Here is a 16,072-nt window from a genome sequence, read left to right as displayed (position 1 = left end):
ACTTGATCTTCTTCGAATAACCCTCGTGCGTTCAACGCGCACGCTGCTGGTTTCTTTTTCTCTTTTTTCTAAACCGGGCTTTCGCTTCGGGTGTATCAGTTATACTTCACGTAGTTCTCCCACTTTTCAATCGCATTTTTGAAATCGTCCGGCAGTTCCGAATCGAATTGCATGAACTGTCTTGTGGCCGGATGAATAAAGCCCAGGCTTTTGGCATGAAGCGCCTGACGCGGTATGATGGTGAAACAGTTGTCGACAAACTGTTTGTATTTCGTGAACACCGTTCCCTTCAACACCTGATCGCCCCCATAGAGCGCGTCGTTAAACAACGGGTGGCCCAGGTATTTCATGTGGGCGCGGATCTGGTGCGTGCGGCCGGTTTCCAACTTGCATTCAATCAACGAAACATAGCGCAGGTCTTTCAACAACGTGAAGTGTGTGATGGCATGTCGCCCCATGTCGCCTTCGGGAAACGTGGTGGTGACGCGCCGGTCTTTCAAGCTTCGGCCAACGTTCACGTTGATTGTGCCCTGCGGTGGCTCGGGCACACCCCACACAATGGCCTGATAGCGTCGTTCGATGGTGTGGTCAAAAAATTGTTTTGCCAACGCCGTGAGTGTGAGTTCATCTTTGGCAATGACCAGTAGCCCTGACGTGTCTTTATCGATACGGTGCACCAAACCAGGGCGGCCGTCGTTGCCGGGCAACTCGGGCAAGTTCTGAAAGTGATAGGCCAATGCGTTCACCACGGTGCCCGTCCAGTTTTGATAGGCCGGATGCACTACCATGCCGGGAGGCTTGTTGATGACCATGAGGTGGGCATCTTCGTAGACAATGTTGAGCGGAATGTTCTCGGGCAGCACTTCGTTGTCGCGCGGCGGTTCGGGCAGCGACACGGTGATGACATCGTTGGGGTGAATCTTGTAGTTGGGCTTAATGGCCTTGTCGTTCACCTTCACAAATCCTTCGTGAATGCCACCCTGAATTTTGGTGCGGGTCACGTTGGGGAGGCGGGCCATCAAAAATTTATCGATGCGCACCTGGCCTTGTTTTGCGTCGGCAACAATGCGGTGATGTTCGAACAACGCGTCGTCGTCCTGTTCCGGAATATCGGGTTCGTTCATGATGTTTTTTTCTTCTTCTGTGTTTGTTTAAACCTGTATTCGTTCAGGATGGCGGCTTCGTTCAGCAGGTGTCGGAGGGCGTCTTCGCGTTCTTCCAGTTCGGCAACGCTATAAAAAGTGATGCTTTTCACGTGCTTCCGGCCTTTCGTTTCCAGGAGGCCTTCGTCGTTGGAGAGCTCGTAGCCTTTGTTGAACCCCAGATCCACACCGTCCTTCACAGGATTGAGATAGCAAAGCTGCCCGTAGAAGTGGAAATAGGGGATGCTATAGCTGATTTTCTCCTGTGTGTGCGGACCCAGGTCCATGATCCACGATCGCAGAATCGTCATGATTTCGCGTTGCGGCGAGGGTTGTTCCGTGATAAAGGACCGTACAGACATGGTGCAAAAGTAATGTACTAATCCTGAAACACCGGTTTGTCACCCCAAAATGATGGGGGATGTTTGAATTTAATTTCTATACAACAGTTAATAAAGGCCCAGAACGAGAACCGAAAACCCCCTTTCGCTGTTCACCATACAACGCCATCTTCCAATAGTCCACTATGATATTTGCAGAAGACATCCGCAAAACAATATTAAAGCTGGCAGATGAATGCGGGTCCACCAAAACTTTTGGCCCGCCCGATGTGGCCCGCGCCATCGATGCAAAAAACTGGCAACAACTGCTGGAACAAGTGAAGTTGGTTGCCAATGTGCTGATCAACGAGGGCAAGATCGTTACCAAAAAAAAATCGGACAAAACACTGCCCGATCAATTTGCCAAAGCGCCTCTCGTCAAGAAGCCATAATCTTTCCAACCAGCACCGTCCGCATTTCACGCGACCGGTTCATTCCCTTCTTGTCGAACACATGTGAACATTGCGGTCACAGTACATTCCCCGTTTTTCACGATCAGACCGAAAACTCCTCTGGTAATTTCAGATAGTTTGCCGGAACATGATCGGTTAGCCAGACAGCATTCTCGGATACATAGAACGCATAGCCCTCGCGATGCATTGCGCCGGTGTCGACCGTCAACACCACGGCCTTGCCGTAGCGCTGGCCCACAGTTCGTGCGGTTTCCTTATCGGCGCTGAGGTGCACATGATGTCGCTGCCGTTTTTCAAGTCCGGTTTTGAAGATCGATTCCAGCGCTGTGGTGGATGTGCCGTGATACAAAATGTCGGGCGGCGTTTGAGGCGCATAGTCCAGGTCGACCGAAACAGAATGGCCCTGGCTTGCCCTGATTTTAGTTTGATTGTCGTTGAAGGCAAATCGTTTCTTGCTGTTCGTATCCACCACGTGTTGAAGAATCTCTTTCGAAACGGAAAGTCCGTGTGCTTTCAAGCGATCGAGCAGGACAGCAACGTCGGTCCAGCCGTTTTCGTCGAGGGTGATCTGAATGGTTTCGGGTTGATGGCGCAGCACCAGGCTCAGAAATTTGCTGATGCGCACCGTTTCTTTTTCAGTAATCATTTTTTAATGTCTTTAATTTTTCATGACGGAATTTTCAATCCCATCTTTTTCATTTCCAATAGCGCTTCGGCATTGCCCAGCGCGTCGTTCACCGGATGGTGGTCGTGATGGGTTTTCCTGAATCGCTCTTTCCATTCCCGGTTAAGGCCCGTGTCCATCTTCATGCCACAGTATAGATCGCCGATGCGGCGACCGCTGAAGCCAAACGGATTTTCGCCAACGAAATAGTGGAAATAATAATTGATCCACTGCCAGTCGAAGGCCAGGTTGTCGGAAATAAAAATCGGTCGACCCTTCACGTTGGCTCTCAGCCATTCGGCGAATGATTTCATCACGGCCTCGGGTTCTTCAAATTGTTCGTGTTGCTGCCGGGTGAAGCCACTCACGGCGAGGGCTTCGGGTATCCACTTGCCGCTGACGGGCTTTATTTGTCCGTAAAATTTTTTAGTAAGCGACGTCTCCAACACAACGGCGCCAAAACACACCATGGAATATTTATGGGGAATGGGGCCATCGGATTCGACATCTACAATGATGTAGCTCATTTTGATTTGGTTTTTTTAGTTAATGTAAACATGATGTCGGTTCGCAAAACATACTTCACGCCCGTCAGCACTTCTGTGCCCTCGTGCTCCAATGCGTGGCGAAAGATGAGTGCCGAACCTGTTTTGGGTTTCACCACAATCTCGTTGAACGTTGTTTCACCGCCTGTGAAATCGTCGTTCAGGTAGATCATGAAAGTGAAGAGGCTACCTTCGGTTGCGCTCTTAATGTAGCTTGCGTCACGGTGCTTTCTGAATTTCTGTCCGGGACGGTAGCGATAAAAGCGAAACAATTCGTTCAGGCCATACGCCACGCTGTCGCTTAACGGGGCGGGTGCTTGTTCGCCAAGACGTTGCCAAAGTTGTTCCGCGAGTGCAACGTCTTTAAACATCACACGGTTGTTGTTGCGCACATGCTCCGCCAGACGGGGTCCATGATCGGTCATGATGGTGGCGGGTTCATATCCCAAATTCTCAGTCTGCTGAATAAACGCCAGGCAAGCTTCCGGGGTCAGGAAGTTGTCGAGTGTATAGATATGACTTGTCAAATCGTGTCGGTTCATAGCGGCAAATAGGTTTGCGACATGCGCTCCCTTGCGGTTAAGTTCTAAGGACGAAGGTTTTGTTGTCTGGAGTATAGCAGACCGGAAGTTTTTTTAACCCCCGGTCTTTTATCAATCATGGCAAAACAGATTTCAGTGTTTCGGTCATCACGAACTTGTCACCGATAAACGCTTTCTCTACACGGATGCCATTCACGATGTGGTCATTAAACTCATGCAGCTGTTCAGCCAACACCCACAGCTCCTGGTGGTGCGCCAGGCCTACGGTTTGCACTTCAAACTTCAGAAAATAATTTTCGGGAACCTTGAAAGCCGTAACAAAGCCGACGCCATCGCCAGACGCATCGCGCATGTTCCAGCGCTCGGCTATTTCTGCGGCATACTGAAAATTGAGAACCGGATAGAATATCGGTTGCCAGAAAAGTCTCGGCGGGTATCGCTTCATACCGGACTCAATGATCAGCGCCAACTCGTGGGCTCCTGTGGGGCGGTATAAGCTTCTCATCATTTGGTTACGTGTTGATTTGTAAGTATTCTTTTTTGTTATAGTTCAATTGATCCAGGTGTCGTCTCCCATGCAGCGCCAGGAAGTAGATGTATTGATACACATCCAGCTTGCCGATGCTGTTCACCGTCATGGTGGTTCTATAGAGCACGCCTTCGCCGTTTTGAAGGGCATCGAGGTGGTCGAGACATTTCATGAGTTGTGCGCGCATGTTTTCGCGTATGCAATCGATCGCCACGTCGCCTTTCGGTTCCATGTGATCGGGCCTGTCCCACACAAACGACTTGTGATCGCCAATGTCAAGGAGTTCTTTGGTGAACAGCGTGTATTGTTCCCAATCAAAATCTTCTTTCACAAACGGCTGCTTCAATGCCTTGGCGCTCCCCTTATCTATCAGGATCATGAGGTAGCTACTGGTGAGCATCACGTGCTCCAGTATTTCGCGGGCCGTCCATGCTTTTTCTTCCGGACGAAAATCCAGCACGGCATGATCTTCGTCAAACCAACCATCGAGCATCGAAAAGGTGCGGATAGTTTCTCTTTCTACGGTTCTCAGTATACAATCGACAGTCATGACAGATTTTGTTTAAAATAAAAAAGCCCGAACATTTATGCTGTCCGGGCTTCTGTATTTTTGATTTAAGGAAATCATCTTAACATGCTACACCGAACAGCGGTCCTTGGATCACGGGCTTGGCCCACGATCTTTTGCACCTTGTTAATATGTTGTAGCTTCGACATCATGCTGTAAAAGTAAAGGAAGTTTTTGACACTTCGTTTACCTGACCGTCAAAAAAATTTCAGGGAGGTCGGAAATCAATCCGCCTCCTGAAATTTTTTGTCGCCGCACATTCTCACAATCTTCGGCATGAACGTACCCATCACCTCCACCAACTCTTCCTGCGATTTCATCACCTCGTGGATATTTTTGTAGGCCATTGGTGCCTCGTCCAGACCGGCGCCGATCAACTCAACGCCTGCATCTTTCAGCATAGCATCAACCTGACCCTGCAAAATCGATTGCTTCGCTTTGGTTCGCGACATCAAACGACCGGCGCCGTGTGACGCGGAGTTGATTGATGTAGATACACCTTTTCCCATCACAATGAATCCCGGTGTGGCCATGGAGCCGGGAATTATTCCCAGCACACCCTTGCCCGCAGGTGTTGCGCCCTTACGGTGCACAATCACTTCGTTGCCATCGGCATCCTTTTCTTTCCACGCAAAGTTGTGGTGGTTCTCGATCATGGCCAGCGGCGTGGCACGCAAGCCAACCGCCATGCGCTCGTGAATCTGATGATGGCACGCCGATGCATAGTCGCCGGCCAGGTTCATTGCAAGCCAGTATTCCTGGCCTGCTTCCGTGTCGAGGTCAAGCCACGCCAGGTGCTTCGCCTCCTGCGGAAGTTTACAAACGTCCATGGCGATGCGCGTGTAGTGCCCGGCGATAGTAGCCCCCAAACCACGTGAGCCGGAGTGCGACAACAGGGCCAGGTAGCGTCCAGGGTTCACGTTAAATTGGTTAATGGCCGACGTGATGTTCACCTCGCCAAACTCCACAAAGTGATTTCCACCACCAGACGAGCCGATCTGTTTCCAGGCGCGGTCTTTCAAGTCTTTCACAATCCGGATGTCTTCAAACTCTTTACGGGCAAAGATTTCGTGATCTTTTGTGTATTTGAAAGTGGCCGTGCCAAACATGGTGTTGTTCATCAGCATTTTTTTCAGGGCCGTTTTGTTTTCGTCGAGCATAGACACGGGCAGGTCATACAGCGTCAAACACATCCGGCATCCAATGTCCACCCCAACGCCATAAGGGATCACGGCGTTGCGTGTTGCCAACACCCCGCCAATAGGCAGACCATAGCCCTGATGTGCATCAGGCATCAATGCGCCGGCCACGGCCACCGGAAGTTTCACGGCCACGTTCATCTGATCTTTTGCCCCTTGCTCAATGGCTTCGGCACCGTAGGTTGTGTAGGGCTTTCCTTCGGGCAACAATGCAATGGTGTCGTCAACAGGTGTCAACAGTTCCTTCGCCAGTGCGGAAAGCTTCGCGTGCCCGGCATACGCTTCCGGGTTTGCGAGCACATCTTTCAGTATCGTCAGTTGTTCGGACTGCTGTGTGCCCGCATATTCTTTTTCCAGGAGTGTCAAAGCCACGCCCAGCGCTTTGCCTTCGGCGTAACCGATTTCCATCAATTCCTTTCCCGTTATTTTCATAATACTCTTTATTAGTATGCAGGATCGCTTTTGCATTCTCTGCATTTTTTGAAATTAATTCTTTGATACGGCAATCAAAAGGGGCTGCATGACATCGATGCAGCCCCGGCTAAGGCACAACGGTTGTTATTTGCGGGGCACGAAGATGTCTTTCAGCTGATCGAGAATCTGGTTGCCTCCCGACAGGGAAAGGCTACTGATTTTGTCGGCGATTTTTTCAACGTACTCCATTTCTTTTAATTTGAACAGCATGCTGTTTTCTTCCATCAGCTTGGCGGTGTTCAGCAAGCTGCGGGTCGATGCTGTTTCTTCGCGACGCATGATCACGTTGGCTTCGGCCTTCTTTTGCGCCACCAGCACCTGGTTCATGATCTCTTTCATTTCGCCTGGCAAAATGATGTCGCGAACGCCGCAGTCTCTGATTTCCGCACCCAGCGCAGCGGCTTTGTCTTTCAACGTATCGAGCACATAGGCGGAGATCGATTCTTTCTTCTCCAGCAATTCGTCGAGCGAAAGGGTGCCGATGTATTCGCGCAGGGCGAGTTGCATCAACACATACAATTGCTTTTCGTAGTCTTTGTTGTCGATCAACGCTTTCACGATGTCGGTCACTTTATACTGGGTATAGAAGTTGATGCGCAGCCCGGCTTTGTCGCGGGTAAGAATTTCCTGCCCCGAAACTTCCAGCTGCAGCTGACGCAAGTCGGCTTTCAGCACAGACACGGCCACCGTGTTTTTCCAGAAGTAGTAGACTCCCGTGTCGAGCACGCGTGTGAATTTTCCATTCACCAGCAAAATGCCTTTCTCATTCGACTCCACGGTGAACACACGGATATAGGGCATCACTTCCTTGCGCATCAACGTGTTGGCGTCGATGTTCTCGGTCATGTCGATCTTGTTTAAATCCACTTTCACGAACGCATACTCCATCACGCCCTTCCAGAACGAATGCCGGCCGGCGGTGAGCACGGTTTTGAAGTTTCCGTTTTCATAGTGCAGCACAATTTCAGAGTCCTTCACCACAATCACATCCAGCATGCTTGCCAACAGGGCGTCGCGCAACAACACGTTCAACTCAACGAAAGGATGGAATGGTTTATTCATTTCATACAACACCACATGCTCGGATGGGAAAAACCAATAAACGCCTTCGGTCACCACGCGGGTGTAGTCTCCGTTTTTGAACACAAGACCAATTTTGCCTGTGTTGATTCTGATCCTTTTCATAACTATAAACATTTAAACAAATTCACACTAAATAAGAAAGCTTCGCCGAACCGGCCATCCTCCAAAAGCGGAAGTATGATTGAGCACTGTGCAGCGCGGGTTGGTTTTCTGAAGTGATGACGTTTCTTATCCTGAAAAATTTCAAGAGCTCCGAAACGCATGCGCTCCACAAAAGCAAGACACACATCAAGGGCGGTATCTTCACACCTGCAAGCTTCCGGACGACTGCGTCCACATTCCGAAGAAGGTGTGCGCGGGTCAGCCCGGCAAGGCTTTCTAAAAGGCAACCTTTTTTAGAAAAGGTTAACTTCACCGATCATGGATTAACAGTCCACTGCTCTAACCAAACTGAGCTATTCCGAACGGTTCAGGGTCGGAAGGAGGATTCGAACCTCCGCGATCTTGTTGCTCTATCAGACTGAGCTATCCGCCAGCTGGCGGAGAAGGATTTAAACCTTCGACCCACAAGGTGGAAAACAATATCGGGCGAGGCAGCATGTTGCCGATGCAGCGCATCACAACACTATGGAGCCTTTTGAAACTCGCATCAGGTCCCGGCCTTCTATTTTTTCCGCGCTTCCGCGGGTGGTACACACCCGCGAGAAGATTTTTGTCCCCGCCTTTTTGGGACTATTTTTTTTCAATGAACAAATTCTGTGGCCTCAATCGGATTCGAACCGACAATCCCTCACGGGCAGCAAGGCTCTAAATGCGCTTCCCTACTTTGCTTCTCCGAGCGGCATTTCGGTGCATCTGCAAATTCTATCCGCTATGGCGCGCAGCTATAGCGGAGTCATCCCTGCACACTGTGGAACGATCTACTTTTACCACAGGCTTTTCCTTTTAAGCTATGAGGCCGCTTAACCTCCCCTTCCAATCCTGAAGGGGAGGGTTGCTGCAAAACATCGTGTCATCTCGCGCGATTTGATGGATCAAAATTGAAAGTGCACTGCGCAATCTTTTTGCGTAGTGAATTTTTTTTACGTCTTTTCAGAAAATATTTCCGGATGCCCGTCAATCGCAATGCCCTGATTCGTTTTCGCACCATCGACACGTGCCTGAAAAACCGCCAGCGCCGCTGGACGCTCGACAACCTGGTGGATGCCGTGTCGGAAACGCTCTATGAATATGAAGGCATCGACAAAGGTGTGAGCAAACGAACGGTGCAGATGGACATCCAGCTAATGCGCAGCGACAAGCTGGGCTACAACGCCCCAATTGTTGTGCTTGAGAAAAAATATTATACCTACGAGGACCCCGACTATTCCATCACCAACATTCCACTGACCGACCAGGATCTGGGAAAACTGACCGAGGTGGTGGAAATTTTGCGGCAGTTCAAAGGCTTTAGTCATTTCCAGGAATTGAGCGGCATGGTGCAACGGCTTGAAAACAAAATCGACGCAGCGCGCACAAACCAGGAGCCGGTGATTGATTTTGAAAAAAACGACAACCTGAAGGGGCTGGAACACATCGACACATTATACCAGGCGATTGTGAAAAAAAATGCCGTGGAGCTTTGTTATCAATCGTTTAAGGCCCGAAGTGCAAACACATTCAATTTCCACCCCTACTACTTAAAGGAGTACCGCAACCGTTGGTTTGTGCTGGGCGTCAAGAAAAAGAACACACCCATCCTAAACCTGGCTCTGGACCGCATCATCACCATCCAACCGACTGCGTTGAAATATGTGCCGCGCGACAAATTCAACATCTCCACCTTTCTGAACGATGTGGTGGGTGTGTCGGTCAATCCTGACGGGCTAACGGAAAAAGTTTTGCTGCAGGCCGATCAGGAAACGGCACCTTATATTCTCACAAAGCCCATTCACAATTCGCAGAAACTGGAAGAAACAACCTCCAATGGCGTGATCGTCTCGTTGCAGGTGCAGCTGAACTTTGAGCTGGAGCGCGAAATTTTGGGCTTTGGCAATCGCGTGAAAGTGCTGGCCCCCGAAAAGCTGAAGCGCAGGGTGAAGGACATTCTGACACACGCGCTTGACCTTTATCAATATGAATTCAATGCCACGTCGCTTCAAAATCAACTCCGGAAGCTGGAGCATCGCGGCTTTGCCATCATGCACCACGTGTTTGGGAAGAAGGAAGTGAATGCCCTCAAGCAAAAAATCCAAGGCTACCTAAACGCATTGCCGACTTCCCAAAACGACTATGCCATCCGTGGCTTGTTGCAGGAAATTCCGGCGGTGCATGCTTTCATCTTTAATTCCAACCTGAAGCACATCCTGAAAAAAATAAACCCACAGCTGTTTCTCACAAAGGCAATCTTCTTCGACAAAACCCCTGACTCAAATTGGTATGTGACGTGGCATCAGGACACCACGATTCATGTGACTGAAAAAATTGAAACAGACGGCTTCACTGGCTGGACAAAAAAAATGAACGTGCACGGCGTTTGCCCACCGGAGGAAATCCTGAAGAACACGCTCACGGTAAGAATTCACCTGGACGATGCCGACGAAACCAACGGGGCTCTTAAAGTGGTGCCCGGATCGCAAAACAAAAAACTCACAGCTCAGGAAATAGCGCTCATCGTTCAAAACAGTTTGCCTGTCACGTGCGAAGTGCAGGCGTGTGGCGTCCATATCCTGCGGCCACTCCTTATTCATTCTTCTTCTAAGGCCACGAGTCAAAAGCATCGGAAGGTGATTCATTTGGAATTTAATACTGTTGAATTGCCAAACGGTTTGCAGTGGGCGGAGCGAGCGCCATTGCAGTAACGCAGAATCTGACACGTCACTAGTCTGTCTGAAACCTTTGCGCTAGCGAAGCCGTTGTAGCTATTCTTATGAAAACCGTTGTTGAACACATTGTTGATCTTGACTTGCCCGTTGAAACACGCTGGAGCTTTCTCAAGACTTTCCGCGCGCCGATGGGCGAACTCATGCAGTGCTACCTAAAAGATTTTGAAGACGCCGGGTATTTGTATGACGTCATCGATGCCTACAAACTCGCAGCTATTCCAGAACACTATCGCGAAGAAATCAGCTTTATCGCTTCCTTAATTGACTTGAAGGAAAACGAAGTGCTGCTGGCCAATCTATACTATGACATCCTCAAGTTCTATTTTGGCTGCACGGCGTTCGCTGTTAACAATGGTTCAACGACCTATCATTGCCGAAATCTGGATTGGCACACCGAAAATAATCTGCTCGGTCAACACACCATGGTCTTTGATTTCCACAAGAATGGTAAAACACTCTATAAGACTATTGGCTGGCCCGGTTTTGTTGGAGCGTTGTCCGGAACAAAGCCCGGTAAGTTTTCGCTTACGCTGAATGCGGTGTTGAGCAATGACAAACCCGAGATGGCCTATCCGGTGTCTTTCCTGCTGCGCGACGTGTTGACTTCGGCCAATTCATTTTCGGAAGCCAGACAAATGTTGATGACCACAACAATTGTGTGCGACTGCCTCATTTTGTTATCAGGCATTGGCGTCGATGAGCGCGTTGTCATAGAACGAACGCCCACGCGGTCTGCCTTGCGCGAGGCGCACGAAAAATTTATCGCCGTCACCAACGACTATAAGAAACTGGAGAATGGTGAAGCCGAAAATATACTTCGCGCAACGTCGTGTAGTCGCTATGATCGTGCGCTTGAAATGCTTCGCCACGAAATGCCGCAGGATGCCACGGCGTGTTTGTCGATCTTGAAGGACGAAGATGTGCAGATGCAAATCACCGTGCAGCAAATGATTTTCGATAACCACACAGGTGATATCTGGATTGATTAAAAATTAGAAAGCATGACTAAAAAAAACATTTTTGAAAATTTTAATCAGCACACATTAGGTAATACGGAAAAAGTTATTTTAACTTCGTATCACAATAACACGAAGATGACACCCAATAAAAATTTTTCAAAACCGAACCAGTCACCGATGCACAGCATACGCTTTGCAGGGAAGTATGGTTATGGCGTTAGTCCGGGGGATACTATTTTTATATAGCAATTATATAAGTAATAAAAGAAACCCCGGGCCGTACACCCCGGGGTTTTTTATTTCACAACACTTTCTGGACACATAGCTCAGTTGGTAGAGTAGGGCATTGTTAATGCTCAGGTCGGTGGATCGTGCCCATCTGTGTCCGCAGATATCCAGCCCGTTGATGTGTACGTCAACAAGGTCATGCACGTAGCATGACTGGCTGGATTGCGTAATCGAAACACCCGCATGTTCCTGGCGGCGAAGAAGAAATTTTCTCTTGTGGCAGGTTCGAATCCTTGCCGGGTGGGTTTTTCAAGATGTGATGAATGATCATCATGCTGCAACAGCTGATGCTAACCCTTCACATGGTTGTGCGTCGAATAGAAGTAAAAGTTGGTTTTATTTAAAATGAAGTAATGAAATGAAAGAGTACCACAAGATTCAAACCGTCTTTCTGCGAACACCAGAAAGCAATTTTAAAACGTTGATGGAAGGCCATTGGGCATTGCCTGAATTTGAACTGTTGAAAGACATTCAATGGACATGGACAGAGAAAATCGATGGCACAAACATTCGCGTGTTGTGGAACAGCGACACCGTTGAGTTTGGTGGCAAAACCGAAAACGCACAATTGCCTGCAACGTTGATGAAAGTCTTGCAAAAGAAATTCACAACCGAACGCATGACGGAAGTGTTTGCCGATACCACCGAAGTTTGCCTGTATGGCGAAGGCTACGGCGCAAAAATCCAAAAAGGTGGCAACTACTTGCCTGACACAACGGACTTCATTTTGTTCGATGTTAAAATCGGTGAGTACTGGCTGACACGCGAAAGTCTGGAAGACATTGCTGCGAAGCTTGGCATTGGCATTGTACCCATCATTGGCAAAGGCCCGTTGATGGAGGCCGTTGAATTGGTGACGCGTGGTTTCAAATCTACCATTGCCCACAACAAAGACTACGACGCGGAAGGTTTGATTATGAAACCGGAAACCGAGCTGTTCAATCGTCAGGGCAACCGGATTGTAGCGAAGATCAAGTTTCGTGACTTCATACGTTAGGATGATGAGAAAGAAGAGGTGCATGTATCTCCTTCTTTTTGAAACCCGAGGTGTATCGACTCACGCTTATACCGTGTTGAAATCGTAAATGGTTGCATGCTGGTTCAACTCCAGCCACCTCGACGATGAACAAAAAGAAAACAAAAAGAATTTCACTATGGAAACAGACAAGACGGTCGGAGACAAATTTTATCCGGCCAAAGCATTAAGGTGATGCTCCAGATTTTTAATCTGGAGAACACGGATCGTTACCGTGTGGCCGGACATTCGGAGATTAAGCTAACTAAGTAGAAGCGTCCCGCTGAAGACGGGAAGGACTGGAGCGTTACCAGCAATCTCCACCAGGGCAAGAAGACAATGCCGGAAATAGATTTTTCCGCTTGTCTACAGTGCCGGTGGCGTGATAGCATAGTCGCAGACAAATGCGCCCCGACAAGTCGGGGAGATCAAGGTTAAAGCCCTTCGCGTCACAACACATTTTCAACATCAGGGCATAGCGAAGCCAGGTATTGCGCTTGCTTTGGAAGCAAGAGATCGGAGGTTCAAATCCTTCTGCCCTGACAGAACTTTAATAACGGAGAGTATCCGCCAGCTGGCGGACTGGAGTTTCGATCCCTCCCTCTCCGACAGTTTGATTGTGCCATGTACTGGGCGATACGCTTACAACCACGATCAACTTCACATGGTGACGTAACGCAAACGGGCTTCGCGGTAAGATTGTGGATCTTATGTTTATGGGTTCGAGCCCCATGCCTCACCCAAAATTGCTCTGTCGTCTAACGGATCAGGACACCAGGCTACGAACCTGGAAGTGCAAGTTCGATTCTTGCCGGAGTAACAATAGGTAGTTGTCATTTAGAAACGCGCTAGTCGTTTGTGTTCAATACTTTCGCACTAGCATGTCCGTTGTCGGCCAGTGAAACAGGGCTTCCCAAACGACGGGGAAGCCCTTTCTGTTTCACACAAAACCGAAGTTTAAACCTTGGTCAGTAGGTCCGCCTCTGAAAAAATGAAATTTTATACTGAAATAATTTTACAGTATTAATCCCTTTCTTTGCGACGTATTAAAACGTTATTCAATATGAAATATGTCACAAAATCACTCCTCCTTCAGAGCACTTTGCTCGTTTTTTCTTTAAATATTTTTTCTTGTAAAGACGATGAAGTTGCAGAAAAAATTCCTGTAGCCTTCAAGAAGTCGTCTGTTGAAGCCAATGAAAACGCCAAGGCTAGCGTCAGACTCGAACTCTCCAAGCCGGCGGCAAAGGATGAGTACGTGACGCTAAAGGTAACATCGTCGACAGCCACATTCGGAGTGGACTATGGAATAGATAACCTATTGTTTTTGGAGCGTAATTTTACTGTGCTCGTCCCAAAAGATTCGTCCGGTGCATCTTTCACGATTCACGCGCTTGCTGATTTCGAAGCCGAAGTTGCTGAAAAAGTGAATTTTGTTATTGAAGGGACCTCCGATGGGTTGACTACCGGCGATGCAAAAACGCTTTTGGCAACCATTGGCGATGTCGAAAGGTATCCCGACGCCAATCGCGCGATTTCGTTTGACGGCGTCGACGACTATATCGATCTCGGAAATATCCTCGATGACCTTCAACTCCCCGTAAGCATTTCGGTGTGGGTATGGATTGATCCCAATGTTGCAGATGGTTCGCTCCCCATTTTTGATAGTCAGGACGGACTTCCACTGTATAATGGTTTTAGTTTAATCACCAGCAACATTTCACACATAGGTGTGCAGTATGGTGATGGTCAGGGCGAAAACAGCAGTGTTTACAGAAGGGCCAGGTCAGCCGAGTTTATTCCAGTGACAGGACGCTGGGTAAACATGACTGGCGTTATGCGCGCTGCTTCCGATATGAACGTGTATCTCAATGGTGTTGAAATGGGGGGCTACTATGCTGGCGAGTCCAATTCGTCCATGAATTCCAATTCGCCCAACGAAAACGCTAAAGTCGGCATCCTGTCAAACAACGGAAGAACGATTCATTTCCAAGGTAAGCTGGACGAGTTAAGAATTTGGAATAGGGCGCTCACCGAAGCGGAAATTCAAAAATCGATAATTACAAAGGCTACCAGTGTTGATCCTGGTCTGGTGGGCTATTGGGATTTTAACGAAGCCAAAGGTGATAATGTCATAGACAAATCTTCCAACAAATTCAATGGAGTCCTGAAAGGCGGTGCCACCCGCGTGCCCTCGGAAGCTCCCGTACAATAAATGACTACTTGAATTTATATTCTCGCAAAGACGACCCCATTCTAATAAAAAAAGCTGCCCATTCCGGCAGCTTCTTTTATTTTACACAACATACTCCACCTCATGCGCCTCATCTAAACGCGGCACTTCCAATTTATTCATCAGCCGTTGCAGCACGTGCGCGGGAACCACGTGTTCGCGATCGCTATTCTGTTTAAGCCATTCCTTGTAGGGAACTTCGAGGTATACTATAGTGACATGGGCCTTGTATTGCACAAAGAGGTCCACCCATTGCGTTCGCATCTGTCGGGTGATGTTGGTGGCGTTCCACACAAAGGGCTGGCCTTTGCGTAAATAAATTTTCGCTTGCTCCTTTGCTTGCTGCACGGCCCATCCGGTTGCCGACGCGTCGTCTGGTTTCAGTTTGTGTTCGCGGCGGATGTTGTCGAGGCTGAGCATGGGCAGGTCGGAATAGTGCTTTTGAATGTAGCGGTCTTTGCCCATGCCGGGAAGCCCTGAAAGCATGATCACTTTTCCTTTCAGATCGTCGAACGGATCATAGTCGGGCGATGCTTCTTCTTTTTGAAAGTAGTGGAAACGCGCCAATGCCGACGGAAACTTTTTCGGCGTCTGCCAGCATCCTTGCTCCTGGCAATAGGCCTCGAAAAAATCGATGCGCTCCAGCAACTTGCTTTGGTCGCGACAAATTCTTCCGGTAGCATCGGCGCGTGCCAGCAACGCCAGTGCCTTCATATCGACATTCAGCGACGCTTCGAGCAGCGTCTTCTGTGGATTGGTCTTCTCCAACACCCATAGGGGCAAGCCATGATAGCGCACCAGCGATGCAATGTGTTCGCGCAATGCAAACGGCGTCGGGATATCCTGAAACAGAATTTGCCTTGCCGTGTTTTCTCCTTTCCGGGCATGTCCACGCGATGTGATGCGACCATCGTCTTCGGTGACGGTGGTCGATCTTTTTTCCACGTCGTGTAGCAACGCCGATGCCCACAACAATTCCTGCTGTTGCTCGTCAAGATTCCGATAGGCCGGAAAAGACAGCAAGGCTTCAAGCACCATTTGGGTGTGGATGGCCACGTTGCCCTCCGTGTGGTGGATGGCATCTTGCGGAATATGCTTCATGTCGTTTACCCACGGGAACATTTTTTCCAAATCATCCCACGCTCTATATTTTGTTAATGTCCATTTCATAGAT

The 16,072-nt window shown here is 48.9% G+C and carries 16 protein-coding genes and 3 tRNA genes; 9 read left to right on the top strand and 10 right to left on the bottom strand.

Going from position 1 to position 16,072, the window contains the following annotated elements; genetic code table 11:
- Window positions 1-95: 95 nt before the first annotated feature.
- Together JI741_RS12525 and JI741_RS12520 are read right to left on the bottom strand one after the other, a co-directional pair.
- A complete protein-coding gene (locus JI741_RS12525) occupies window positions 96-1,124 on the bottom strand; it encodes an RluA family pseudouridine synthase (protein ID WP_202009816.1) in 1,029 nt (342 codons plus the stop codon).
- Window positions 1,121-1,504, bottom strand: coding sequence for a DUF1801 domain-containing protein (locus JI741_RS12520; protein ID WP_202009814.1), 384 nt, complete (start codon window positions 1,502-1,504; stop codon window positions 1,121-1,123). Before JI741_RS12520 ends, JI741_RS12525 begins: the two co-directional genes overlap by 4 nt.
- Before the next feature lie 164 nt (window positions 1,505-1,668).
- Between JI741_RS12520 and JI741_RS12515 the strand changes: the two genes are divergently transcribed.
- On the top strand, window positions 1,669-1,914 hold the full coding sequence (locus JI741_RS12515) for a DUF3253 domain-containing protein (RefSeq protein ID WP_202009811.1): 246 nt from the start codon (window positions 1,669-1,671) through the stop codon (window positions 1,912-1,914).
- A gap of 103 nt (window positions 1,915-2,017) precedes the next feature.
- On the opposite strand, the gene JI741_RS12510 is transcribed toward JI741_RS12515, so the two are convergent.
- From JI741_RS12510 to JI741_RS12480, 7 genes are all read right to left on the bottom strand, one after another.
- Window positions 2,018-2,581: an RNA 2'-phosphotransferase gene (locus JI741_RS12510; protein WP_202009809.1), complete on the bottom strand. Its 564-nt coding sequence runs from the start codon at window positions 2,579-2,581 to the stop codon at window positions 2,018-2,020.
- A gap of 20 nt (window positions 2,582-2,601) precedes the next feature.
- Window positions 2,602-3,126 (bottom strand): 3'-5' exonuclease, encoded by a 525-nt coding sequence (locus tag JI741_RS12505; protein WP_236676017.1) that lies wholly within the window; start codon window positions 3,124-3,126, stop codon window positions 2,602-2,604.
- Window positions 3,123-3,686, bottom strand: coding sequence for a prolyl hydroxylase family protein (locus JI741_RS12500; RefSeq protein WP_202009807.1), 564 nt, complete (start codon window positions 3,684-3,686; stop codon window positions 3,123-3,125). The genes JI741_RS12505 and JI741_RS12500 overlap by 4 nt, the downstream gene beginning before the upstream one ends.
- Before the next feature lie 115 nt (window positions 3,687-3,801).
- Window positions 3,802-4,194 carry a hypothetical protein gene (locus JI741_RS12495; protein WP_202009805.1) on the bottom strand — a complete coding sequence of 131 codons (393 nt, stop codon included), beginning with the start codon at window positions 4,192-4,194 and terminating at the stop codon, window positions 3,802-3,804.
- 4 nt (window positions 4,195-4,198) lie between these two features.
- Window positions 4,199-4,765, bottom strand: coding sequence for a DinB family protein (locus JI741_RS12490; protein ID WP_202009803.1), 567 nt, complete (start codon window positions 4,763-4,765; stop codon window positions 4,199-4,201).
- A 242-nt stretch (window positions 4,766-5,007) separates the two neighbouring features.
- Window positions 5,008-6,414: an RtcB family protein gene (locus tag JI741_RS12485; RefSeq protein WP_202009801.1), complete on the bottom strand. Its 1,407-nt coding sequence runs from the start codon at window positions 6,412-6,414 to the stop codon at window positions 5,008-5,010.
- A 126-nt stretch (window positions 6,415-6,540) separates the two neighbouring features.
- On the bottom strand, window positions 6,541-7,641 hold the full coding sequence (locus tag JI741_RS12480; RefSeq protein WP_202009799.1) for a slipin family protein: 1,101 nt from the start codon (window positions 7,639-7,641) through the stop codon (window positions 6,541-6,543).
- 525 nt (window positions 7,642-8,166) lie between these two features.
- Here JI741_RS12480 and JI741_RS12475 point away from each other — a divergent pair.
- The 8 genes from JI741_RS12475 to JI741_RS12440 all read left to right on the top strand — a co-directional run bounded on the left by JI741_RS12475 (window position 8,167) and on the right by JI741_RS12440 (window position 14,880).
- Entirely contained in the window at window positions 8,167-8,505 is a 339-nt protein-coding gene (locus tag JI741_RS12475; protein ID WP_202009797.1) for a hypothetical protein, read from the top strand.
- Window positions 8,506-8,648: 143 nt separating this feature from the next.
- The gene (locus JI741_RS12470; protein WP_202009795.1) at window positions 8,649-10,379 is read left to right on the top strand and encodes a phytanoyl-CoA dioxygenase family protein; all 1,731 of its coding nucleotides are present in this window, start codon (window positions 8,649-8,651) and stop codon (window positions 10,377-10,379) included.
- Between the two features lie 68 nt (window positions 10,380-10,447).
- Window positions 10,448-11,392 carry a C45 family autoproteolytic acyltransferase/hydrolase gene (locus JI741_RS12465; RefSeq protein WP_202009785.1) on the top strand — a complete coding sequence of 315 codons (945 nt, stop codon included), beginning with the start codon at window positions 10,448-10,450 and terminating at the stop codon, window positions 11,390-11,392.
- Window positions 11,393-11,677: 285 nt separating this feature from the next.
- Window positions 11,678-11,750 (top strand) — tRNA-Asn (locus JI741_RS12460).
- A 258-nt stretch (window positions 11,751-12,008) separates the two neighbouring features.
- Window positions 12,009-12,647: an RNA ligase family protein gene (locus JI741_RS12455; RefSeq protein WP_202009783.1), complete on the top strand. Its 639-nt coding sequence runs from the start codon at window positions 12,009-12,011 to the stop codon at window positions 12,645-12,647.
- A gap of 487 nt (window positions 12,648-13,134) precedes the next feature.
- Window positions 13,135-13,208, top strand: a tRNA-Pro gene (locus JI741_RS12450).
- A 204-nt stretch (window positions 13,209-13,412) separates the two neighbouring features.
- Window positions 13,413-13,485 (top strand) — tRNA-Arg (locus tag JI741_RS12445).
- Between the two features lie 243 nt (window positions 13,486-13,728).
- On the top strand, window positions 13,729-14,880 hold the full coding sequence (locus JI741_RS12440) for a LamG domain-containing protein (RefSeq protein ID WP_202009781.1): 1,152 nt from the start codon (window positions 13,729-13,731) through the stop codon (window positions 14,878-14,880).
- A gap of 81 nt (window positions 14,881-14,961) precedes the next feature.
- On the opposite strand, the gene JI741_RS12435 is transcribed toward JI741_RS12440, so the two are convergent.
- Window positions 14,962-16,068 (bottom strand): AAA family ATPase, encoded by a 1,107-nt coding sequence (locus JI741_RS12435; protein ID WP_202009779.1) that lies wholly within the window; start codon window positions 16,066-16,068, stop codon window positions 14,962-14,964.
- Between the last annotated feature and the right edge of the window lie 4 nt (window positions 16,069-16,072).

The organism is Chryseolinea lacunae, from assembly GCF_016735595.1.
GTDB classification, from domain to species: Bacteria; Bacteroidota; Bacteroidia; order Cytophagales; family Cyclobacteriaceae; genus Chryseolinea; species Chryseolinea lacunae.
The sequence above is the reverse complement of the archived record's forward strand: the minus strand, read 5'-3'. Positions and strand labels throughout refer to the sequence as shown.

Excerpts from the sequence above, each read along its gene's own strand:
- JI741_RS12490 (WP_202009803.1), bottom strand. The coding sequence starts at position 4,765 with ATGACTGTCGATTGTATACTGAGAACCGTAGAAAGAGAAACTATCCGC.
- JI741_RS12440 (WP_202009781.1), top strand. The coding sequence starts at position 13,729 with ATGAAATATGTCACAAAATCACTCCTCCTTCAGAGCACTTTGCTCGTT.
- JI741_RS12485 (WP_202009801.1), bottom strand. The coding sequence starts at position 6,414 with ATGAAAATAACGGGAAAGGAATTGATGGAAATCGGTTACGCCGAAGGC.
- JI741_RS12505 (WP_236676017.1), bottom strand. The coding sequence starts at position 3,126 with ATGAGCTACATCATTGTAGATGTCGAATCCGATGGCCCCATTCCCCAT.
- JI741_RS12435 (WP_202009779.1), bottom strand. The coding sequence starts at position 16,068 with ATGAAATGGACATTAACAAAATATAGAGCGTGGGATGATTTGGAAAAA.
- JI741_RS12455 (WP_202009783.1), top strand. The coding sequence starts at position 12,009 with ATGAAAGAGTACCACAAGATTCAAACCGTCTTTCTGCGAACACCAGAA.
- JI741_RS12515 (WP_202009811.1), top strand. The coding sequence starts at position 1,669 with ATGATATTTGCAGAAGACATCCGCAAAACAATATTAAAGCTGGCAGAT.
- JI741_RS12495 (WP_202009805.1), bottom strand. The coding sequence starts at position 4,194 with ATGATGAGAAGCTTATACCGCCCCACAGGAGCCCACGAGTTGGCGCTG.
- JI741_RS12465 (WP_202009785.1), top strand. The coding sequence starts at position 10,448 with ATGAAAACCGTTGTTGAACACATTGTTGATCTTGACTTGCCCGTTGAA.
- JI741_RS12480 (WP_202009799.1), bottom strand. The coding sequence starts at position 7,641 with ATGAAAAGGATCAGAATCAACACAGGCAAAATTGGTCTTGTGTTCAAA.
- JI741_RS12510 (WP_202009809.1), bottom strand. The coding sequence starts at position 2,581 with ATGATTACTGAAAAAGAAACGGTGCGCATCAGCAAATTTCTGAGCCTG.
- JI741_RS12525 (WP_202009816.1), bottom strand. The coding sequence starts at position 1,124 with ATGAACGAACCCGATATTCCGGAACAGGACGACGACGCGTTGTTCGAA.
- JI741_RS12500 (WP_202009807.1), bottom strand. The coding sequence starts at position 3,686 with ATGAACCGACACGATTTGACAAGTCATATCTATACACTCGACAACTTC.
- JI741_RS12470 (WP_202009795.1), top strand. The coding sequence starts at position 8,649 with ATGCCCGTCAATCGCAATGCCCTGATTCGTTTTCGCACCATCGACACG.
- JI741_RS12520 (WP_202009814.1), bottom strand. The coding sequence starts at position 1,504 with ATGTCTGTACGGTCCTTTATCACGGAACAACCCTCGCCGCAACGCGAA.
- JI741_RS12475 (WP_202009797.1), top strand. The coding sequence starts at position 8,167 with ATGGAGCCTTTTGAAACTCGCATCAGGTCCCGGCCTTCTATTTTTTCC.